Raw genomic sequence first — 7,513 nt, 5'->3', positions numbered from 1 at the left:
GCCCGGGACGGGGCCGCGCGCGCTTCGTGATAGCGGTCACGGGTGGATCCTGGGTTTCGGGAGGGGTGTCCGGGCTCATGGCCCCGGATTTAATTGATGAATTAATTAAATTGCAACTGCTTGTCGCGTGAAGGTTTTGTGGGGATTCAGTGCGGTGAAACCGGGGTCAAGGCGCGGCCCGGGCCGCGGCCGCGTTGCGCCGCACCATATGCACCTCTACTGGTAGCGTTCCCAGAACCGGAAAATCACGTTATGTTCAGCCCCGGGAGTGGCGCGCGACTCGGGGGAGCGCAGCGCCTCAGCCAGACCGCGGGCCCCATTGGCCGCGGAACCTGGCCTCCCCCTGGCCTGCATACGTAGGTCGGGACAGGGGTCCAAAGGGGGTTCGGATGTACCGAACAATTGGCAGGCTGGTTCCGTTCCAAACCAGCAGCCATGCGGTCGAATGTGGCGCCGTGACGGGGTCGCGGCTGCAACGACCTCCACCTGGTGACCTGCTGGCCGTGGCCGCGTCCCGGGGGGAGGGACGCGGCCACGGTGATTTACAGTCCCGGCCGTGACCGGCCGGTGTAGGGCTGGGCCATGGCCCGCAAGACTTCCGCCCCGTCTCCCGGCCCGGTCCGCTTCCGGGCCCGCCTGGCCCGGCCCCTGCGCCCGGCCGATGCCGACTGGACCTTCCTCGTCCTGCCCGCCGCCGCCAGTGCCCGCCTGCCCAGCCGTGGCCAGGTAAGCGTGGCCGGCACCTTCGCCGGACAACCCTTCCAGGCCACCCTGCAGCCGGACGGGAAGGGCGGCCACTGGCTGAAGGTGGAGCCGGCCCTGGCCGCGGCGGCCGGGGTCGCGGCCGGGCAGGAGGTCGCGCTGGAGATCGCCCCGCTGGAGCAGGAGCCGGAACCCGAAGTGCCGGAGGACCTGGAGCGCGCGCTGGCCGCGCAGTCGCGGGCGCTGGCCACCTGGCGCGACATCACCGCGGCGGCGCGCCGCGACTGGATCCACTGGATCAGCTCGGGCAAGAAGGCCGAGACCCGCGCCCGCCGCATCGCCAGCGCCTGCGACATGCTGGCCAAGGGCAAGCGGCGGGCCTGCTGCTTCGACCGATCCGGGATCTACAGCAAGGCCTTCGCCGCGCCCGAACCGGCGCCCTGAGCGGAGGCGGGCGCGCGCCGGTCGCCGCTGGCGGGGTTCCGTCGGCGCATTCCCGGTTCCGTCGCAGCGCGCTTGCGGCTCCGTCCGCGGCCGCCGAGGCTTGCCTGGCATGACCGAGGAGGACTGCCGCCGATGAACACCCTGTTCGCGCTTGCCGCCTGGTGCCTGCTGCTGGTCCTGTGCTGGCCGCTGGCGATCCTGGCCCTGTTGCTGTGGCCGCTGGTGTGGCTGCTGTCGCTGCCGCTGCGGCTGGTGGGCATCACCTGCTCGGCCCTGTTCGAGCTGCTGCGCGCGCTGCTGATGCTGCCGGCCCGGCTGCTGGGCGGCGGGCGGCGCGGGGCCGTGGTTCGGGATTGCTGATTGGTGCCTGCAAGGCCCTGTCCCGCCGCCATGTGGTGCAAAAAGGCCCGGCTTTCGCCGGGCCTTCCTGCTTCCCGGGCCGGGGTCAGGCCTGCTTGCGCGAGGCGATCCAGGCGTCGACGCGACGCTCCAGCAGGTCCAGCGGCATCGCGCCGCCGCCCAGCACCGCGTCGTGGAAGCCGCGGATGTCGAAGCGCTCGCCCAGTGCCTCCTCGGCCTTCCGCCGCAGCTGCTGGATGCGGATCATGCCGACCTTGTACGCGGTGGCCTGGCCGGGCATCACCAGGTAGCGCTGGATCTCCGAGCGGATCGCCGCGTCCGGCACCGAGCTGTTGGCGCGGAAGTATTCCACCGCCTGTTCCTCGGTCCAGCCCTTGGCGTGCATGCCGGTATCCACCACCAGGCGGATCGCGCGCCACATCTCCGACATCAGCCGGCCGTACTCCGAATACGGATCCTCGTAGGTGCCCGGCATCTCCTTGGCCAGCCATTCCGCGTACAGGCCCCAGCCCTCGGCGTAGGCGGTGTCGAACATCTGGGTGCGGAACTGCGGCACCCCGGTCAGCTCCTGGGCGATGGAGATCTGCATGTGGTGGCCGGGCAGGCCCTCGTGGTACGCGATCACCTCCAGCTCGGTCCTGGGCATGGAGTTCATGTCCGACAGGTGCGCGTAGTAGATGCCCGGGCGCGAGCCGTCCGGGGTGCCGGGGTAGTAGTGCTGGGCGGCGCCGTCCTGCTCGCGGAACGCCTCCACGCGCTTGACCACCAGGTTGGCCTTGGGCAGCAGGCCGAAGTACTCCGGCAGGTGCTGCTTGATGTTCCCGATCTTGGCGGTGGCGTCGTCGATGTAGGCCTGGCGGCCGGCGTCGGTGTTCGGGTACAGCCGCTTGGGATCGGACTGCACCTGCCGGAAGAACGCCTGCAGGTCGCCCTCGATGCCCAGCTGCTTCTGCACCTGCTCCAGCTCGCCGCGCAGGCGCGCGACCTCGGCCAGGCCCAGCTCGTGGATCTGCTCGGCGGTCATGTCGGTGGAGGTGTGGCGCTTGAGCTGGGCGGCGTAATAGGCCGCGCCGTCCGGATGGGTCTGGCCGACGCCGGTGGGGTTGACCAGGGCGTTGGGCAGCTCGGCCTCGGCAAAGGCGATCACCCGCTCGTAGGCCGGCTTCACCGACTCCAGCAGGGCGGCGCGCGCCTGCTGCTTGAGCTCGCCGGCGCGGGCGGCGTCGATCTTCCCGGCCTGGACCAGGGCATCGGCCTTGGCCTGGGCGTCGGCCCACAGCGCGCTGTCGGTGCCGGCGCCGAACGGCGCGCCGGTGATCACCTTGCGCGACTGGTCGATCACGCCCTCCAGCGCGAACCGCGGCGGGCGGATGCCGGCGGCGGCCGAGGCGCGGGCGCGCTCCAGCAGCTGGTCGAAGGCCACGCCCACCTTCTGCAGGCGCGAGACGTAGGCCAGGTAGTCCTGCTCCTCGTCGACCTTGTGGAAGCCGATCAGGAAGGTCGGCAGTTCGCTCTGGCGGCCGCCCATCTGCTCGAACGGATAGTCGTGCGCCAGGTACTGCAGCTCGACCCGGGCGCGCTCGGCCTGCTTCTTCCACAGGTCCCAGGACAGCTGCGCCTCCGGGTCCAGGCGCGCGTAGTCGAACTGCGATTCCATCTCGCGCACCGAGGCCTCCAGCCACTCCACGCGCTGGCGCAGGCCGGCCTCGGACATGTCGTCGAGCTGGTCGTACAGCTCCTTGCGGCCGAGGAAGGTCAGCTGCATCGGGCTGAAGCGCAGCGCCTCCTCGTACTTGGCGTCGAACCAGGCATTGAGGCGCTGGGTCTCGGCCTGGACGGCCGCCGCGTCCGGCGCGGCTGCCTGGGAGGTGCCGGCGTTGCCGGTGTCTCCCTGGCTGCAGGCGGTCAGGGCCAGCGGCAGGGCGAGGCCGAGGGCGATGGCGAGGGTGCTGCGGGCAAGGGCAGGACGCACGGGACAACTCTCCGGAAGTGGGGACAACCGCCGCATTCTGCTGCATGCGGGGGGCGCGCCGCACCGTGGCCCTGGTCATGGCGGAGCGACGGCGATCACGCGCCCCGGGACCTGTGGCATATGCCGCGCCGGCGGCGGCTGCCCACAATCGCGCCGGCCCGTGCCGAACCGGAACCGCCCATGCATCGTGCCGCCCTCCTCCTGCTTGGTTGCCTTGCCGCCTGGATCCCCGCCGCCGCGGCGGAGGACTGCGCCGACCACGCGGCCTACGCCCCGGGGCGCGAACTGCTCGCCGAGCTGGAGCGCATCGTCGCTCCGGAAGGCGTGCAGGAGGCGTACGAAGTGCCGGTCAACGGCGTGCGCCACTGGGTCCACGTGCGCGGCCAGGACCGCGCCAACCCGCTGCTGCTGTTCGTGCACGGCGGGCCTGCCTCGCCGGTGATCCCGACCCTGTGGCAGTTCCAGCGCCCGCTGGAGGAGTACTTCACCGTCGTCCACTACGACCAGCGCGGCGCCGGCCGCACCTTCCGGCTCAACCCGCCGGAGGCGATCGACGGCACCCTGCGCATCCAGCAGTACGTGGACGACGCCATCGCCCTGGCCGAGCACCTGCGCCAGCGCTACGGCAAGCGCAAGCTGGTGCTGGCCGGGCACAGCTGGGGCACGGTGGTCGGCATGCAGGCCGCGCTGCAGCGGCCGGACCTGTTCCATGCCTACGTCGGCATCGGCCAGGTGATCCATGCCCGGACCAACGAACGCCTGAGCTTCGAGTACGGCCTGGCCCGCGCCCGCGCCGAGGGCAATGCCGCGGCGGTGGCGGAGATGGAGGCGATCGCCCCCTATCCCGGCGACGCGCCGCTGACCCGCGAGCGCATCGTCACCGCGCGCAAGTGGGCGCAGCACTACGGCGGGCTCAGCGCGTTCCGCGACAACTCGCGCTGGTTCTTCCACGGCGCCCTGCTGTCGCCGGACTACGACGACGCCGACCGCTGCGCGATCGACGCCGGCAGCCTGTTCACCCTGGGCCGGGTGCTGGAGGGGTTCCTGCAGGTCGATTTCCGCGGCGTGCGCCAGTTCCCGCTCCCGGTGGTGATGTTCATGGGCCGCCACGACTACACCACGCCCTCGCAGCCCACGGAGGAATGGCTGCGGCAGGTGCGCGCGCCCTACCGCCACGGCGAGTGGTTCGAGCGCTCCGCGCACCTGGTCCCGTGGGAGGAACCCGGCCATGCCCTGGTGGCGCTGCTGCAGCACGTGCGCCCGCTGGCGGTCGCCGGCGAGGAGGGCGGTGCCAATGACGGCGCCGGCGTCGGCTCCGCGCGCTGAGGCTCAGGCGCCGGCGGGTGCCGGCGCGCGCTGCGCGCTCTCCAGCCAGGCGCGCACCGCTTCAGCCGGCATCGGCCGCGCGAACAGGTAGCCCTGCATCAGGTTGCCGCCCAGCTCGCGCAACACCGCCAGCTCCTCGCGCGTCTCCACCCCCTCGATCACGCAGCCCAGCTCCATGTCGCGGCTCAGCGCCAGCAGCGAGCGCACGATCTTCATGCTGGTGGGCTTGTCCGGGATGCCGGTGACGAAGCGGCGGTCGATCTTGATCTTGGTCAGCGGCAGCGCCAGCAGCTGGCTGAGGCTGGAGAAGCCGGTGCCGAAGTCGTCCAGCGACACGCCGCAGCCCAGCCCGCGCAGCTGCCCGGCCGCGCGCTGCAGCTGGGCGGTGTCGTGCAGCACCGCCGTCTCGGTGATCTCCATGTCGATCCGGGCCGGGTGCACGCCGCTGCGCTCGATCATCTCCAGCAGCCCGGCCAGGTCCTCGCCCGAGCCGAGGTCGTGCATCGACAGGTTGAACGACAACCCCACCGGTTCCGGCCAGTGCGCGGCCTCGGCCAGCGCCTTGCCCAGCAGGATGCGGGTGATCCGGTGCACCAGGCCGGCGCGCTCGGCCACCGGGATGAAGTCCGCCGGCGAGACCGGGCCCAGTTGCGGGTGGGTCCAGCGCGCCAGCGCCTCGAACGCCAGCGCCTTGCCGGTGGCCATGCACATGATCGGCTGGAACGCGACCGACAGCTGCGCCTCCAGGTCGGCGTTGCGCAGCGCCTGCTCGATCGCTGCCTCGTGCTGGATGCGGTGGTGGTGGTCGGCCGAGAACAGGCTTACTCCGCCGCGGTGCTGGCGCTTGCCGTGGTACAGGGCGTAGTCGGCGCGCTCGTACAGGTCCTCGGCATGGCCGGCCAGGTCCGGGTACAGCACCAGGCCCATGGTGGCGGTTACCTGCAGCGCCATGTCCTGCAGCTGGAACGGCTCGCGCAGCTGCGCGCAGACGTGGCGGGCGAAGGCCACGTAGGCGGCGTCGTCGCCCAGGTCCTCGGCGATCAGCGCGAACTCGTCGCCGCCCAGGCGCGCCAGGTGCACGCGGCCGTCGGCCAGCCTGGCCAGGCGCCGGCCGACCTGGCGCAGCAGGCGGTCGCCGGCCAGGTGGCCGTGCAGGTCGTTGATCGGCTTGAACCCGTCCAGGTCGATGATGCCCACCGCCAGGCGCGTGCCATTGGCGTCGGCGCGGGCGCAGGCCTCGGTGAGCGTGGCGAAGAAGGCGCGCCGGTTGGGCAGCCGGGTGAGGCTGTCGATGTTGGCCAGGCGCAGGTTCTCCGCGCCCAGCCGCTCGGCGTGCAGGCGCGCGCCGACCAGGGCGGTGAAGCGCCGGTACTGGCGCAGCAGGGTGGAGACCACGCCGAAGGTCATCAGCGCCACGCCCAGGGCCATGGCCACGAAGGTCGGCTCCCCGGTGGTGGCGAAGAACAGGATGAAGCCGCCGTTGAAGATGATCGCCACCCCCAGCATCGCCGGGCGCAGGTGCATCATGTACAGCTGGATCACGGTGGCGGACGTGGCCATGTAGAAGGCCACGTGCGAGCGCGCGTAGGCGTCCCCGTACGGGAACAGGGCCAGCGCCCAGAGGGTGAACGCCAGCGCCAGCGGCCAGGCCAGGCGGGTGCTCCAGACCAGCGCGCGGCGGGCCTGGGCCGGGTCCGGGACCTGGCCGCGCCCGCGCCACCACTGCGCGAAGCGGACCAGGCAGCTGAGGGTCAGCAGCGCCGGCGCGCCCACGGTCAGCCAGGGCGGGGCGTGGGCCATGTGGGTCCAGGCCAGCAGCCAGGTATTGGCGACCAGCAGCGCGTACATGAGCGGGAGTTGGCCGGCGAACGCGCGGTACTGCGCCTTCAGCAACGCCGGGTCACCCGACGTCACTGGGATCAGCTCCCGCAGCCTGGCGATGGGTCCTGCTGGTGGCATGTGGCTCCCGGCCTCGGGCCCCCGCGCGCCGCGACTGCTCGGCGAGGGCGTGTGGTCCCCGGATAGAGCGGCGGCGGCCGGTGAAAGTTGAGCGGGGGCGGGGCGGCGGCCGGTCGGGTACGATTCCCGCTCCCCCCGGACCGTATCGCCGCCCATGACTTCCAGTTCCCCCACCCCCGCCGTCACCCGGGAGCAGGCCGAGGAGGCCGTGCGCACCCTGCTGCGCTGGGCGGGCGAGGACCCCGGCCGCGAGGGCCTGCTGGACACCCCGCGGCGGGTGGCCGAGGCCTACGGCGACTGGTTCAGTGGCTACCGCGAGGACCCGCGCGAGTACCTGGCCCGCACCTTCGAGGAGGTGGCCGGCTACGACGAGATGATCGTGCTGCGCGACATCGAGTACGAAAGCCACTGCGAGCACCACATGGCCCCGATCATCGGCCGGGTCCACGTGGGCTACCTGCCGGCGGGCAAGGTCGTGGGCATCAGCAAGCTGGCCCGGGTGGTGGACGCCTACGCGCGCCGCTTCCAGGTGCAGGAGAAGATGACCGCGCAGATCGCCCACACCATCCAGGACGTGCTGCAGCCGCAGGGCGTGGGCGTGGTGGTGGTCGGCGCGCACGAGTGCATGACCACCCGCGGCGTGCACAAGCGCGGGGTGAGCATGGTGACCTCGTGCATGCTCGGCAGCTTCCGCGAGGACGCGCGCACCCGCTCGGAGTTCCTGCGCTTCATCGAGGGCCGGCGCTGAGG

At 71.9% G+C, this 7,513-nt stretch carries 6 protein-coding genes; 4 read left to right on the top strand and 2 right to left on the bottom strand.

All coding sequences use genetic code 11. The annotated features are described in order from the left end of the window. Positions 1-582 precede the first annotated feature (582 nt). Both B351_RS0112085 and B351_RS0112075 read left to right on the top strand, forming a co-directional pair. Positions 583-1,146 (top strand): YdeI/OmpD-associated family protein, encoded by a 564-nt coding sequence (locus tag B351_RS0112085; protein ID WP_019399302.1) that lies wholly within the window; start codon positions 583-585, stop codon positions 1,144-1,146. Between the two features lie 132 nt (positions 1,147-1,278). Continuing rightward, complete coding sequence (locus tag B351_RS0112075; RefSeq protein WP_019399301.1) at positions 1,279-1,506, top strand: hypothetical protein; 228 nt, start codon at positions 1,279-1,281, stop codon at positions 1,504-1,506. An 85-nt stretch (positions 1,507-1,591) separates the two neighbouring features. On the opposite strand, the gene B351_RS0112070 is transcribed toward B351_RS0112075, so the two are convergent. Beyond that, positions 1,592-3,478, bottom strand: a complete 1,887-nt coding sequence (locus B351_RS0112070) for a DUF885 family protein (RefSeq protein ID WP_019399300.1) — start codon at positions 3,476-3,478, stop codon at positions 1,592-1,594. Between the two features lie 180 nt (positions 3,479-3,658). Between B351_RS0112070 and B351_RS0112065 the strand changes: the two genes are divergently transcribed. After that, positions 3,659-4,804, top strand: a complete 1,146-nt coding sequence (locus B351_RS0112065; RefSeq protein ID WP_019399299.1) for an alpha/beta fold hydrolase — start codon at positions 3,659-3,661, stop codon at positions 4,802-4,804. 3 nt (positions 4,805-4,807) lie between these two features. Here the strand turns inward: B351_RS0112065 and B351_RS0112060 are convergent, their stop codons facing one another. Next, entirely contained in the window at positions 4,808-6,718 is a 1,911-nt protein-coding gene (locus B351_RS0112060) for a bifunctional diguanylate cyclase/phosphodiesterase (protein ID WP_232207931.1), read from the bottom strand. 199 nt (positions 6,719-6,917) lie between these two features. Between B351_RS0112060 and folE the strand changes: the two genes are divergently transcribed. Next, positions 6,918-7,511: a GTP cyclohydrolase I FolE gene (gene folE, locus B351_RS0112055; RefSeq protein WP_019399297.1), complete on the top strand. Its 594-nt coding sequence runs from the start codon at positions 6,918-6,920 to the stop codon at positions 7,509-7,511. Positions 7,512-7,513 lie beyond the last annotated feature (2 nt).

This window comes from Pseudoxanthomonas sp. GW2, assembly GCF_000283075.1.
Taxonomy (GTDB): domain Bacteria; phylum Pseudomonadota; class Gammaproteobacteria; order Xanthomonadales; family Xanthomonadaceae; genus Pseudoxanthomonas.
The sequence above is the reverse complement of the archived record's forward strand: the minus strand, read 5'-3'. Positions and strand labels throughout refer to the sequence as shown.

Coding starts and splice junctions, on each gene's coding strand:
- folE (WP_019399297.1), top strand. CDS start 6,918: ATGACTTCCAGTTCCCCCACCCCCGCCGTCACCCGGGAGCAGGCCGAG.
- B351_RS0112075 (WP_019399301.1), top strand. CDS start 1,279: ATGAACACCCTGTTCGCGCTTGCCGCCTGGTGCCTGCTGCTGGTCCTG.
- B351_RS0112085 (WP_019399302.1), top strand. CDS start 583: ATGGCCCGCAAGACTTCCGCCCCGTCTCCCGGCCCGGTCCGCTTCCGG.
- B351_RS0112065 (WP_019399299.1), top strand. CDS start 3,659: ATGCATCGTGCCGCCCTCCTCCTGCTTGGTTGCCTTGCCGCCTGGATC.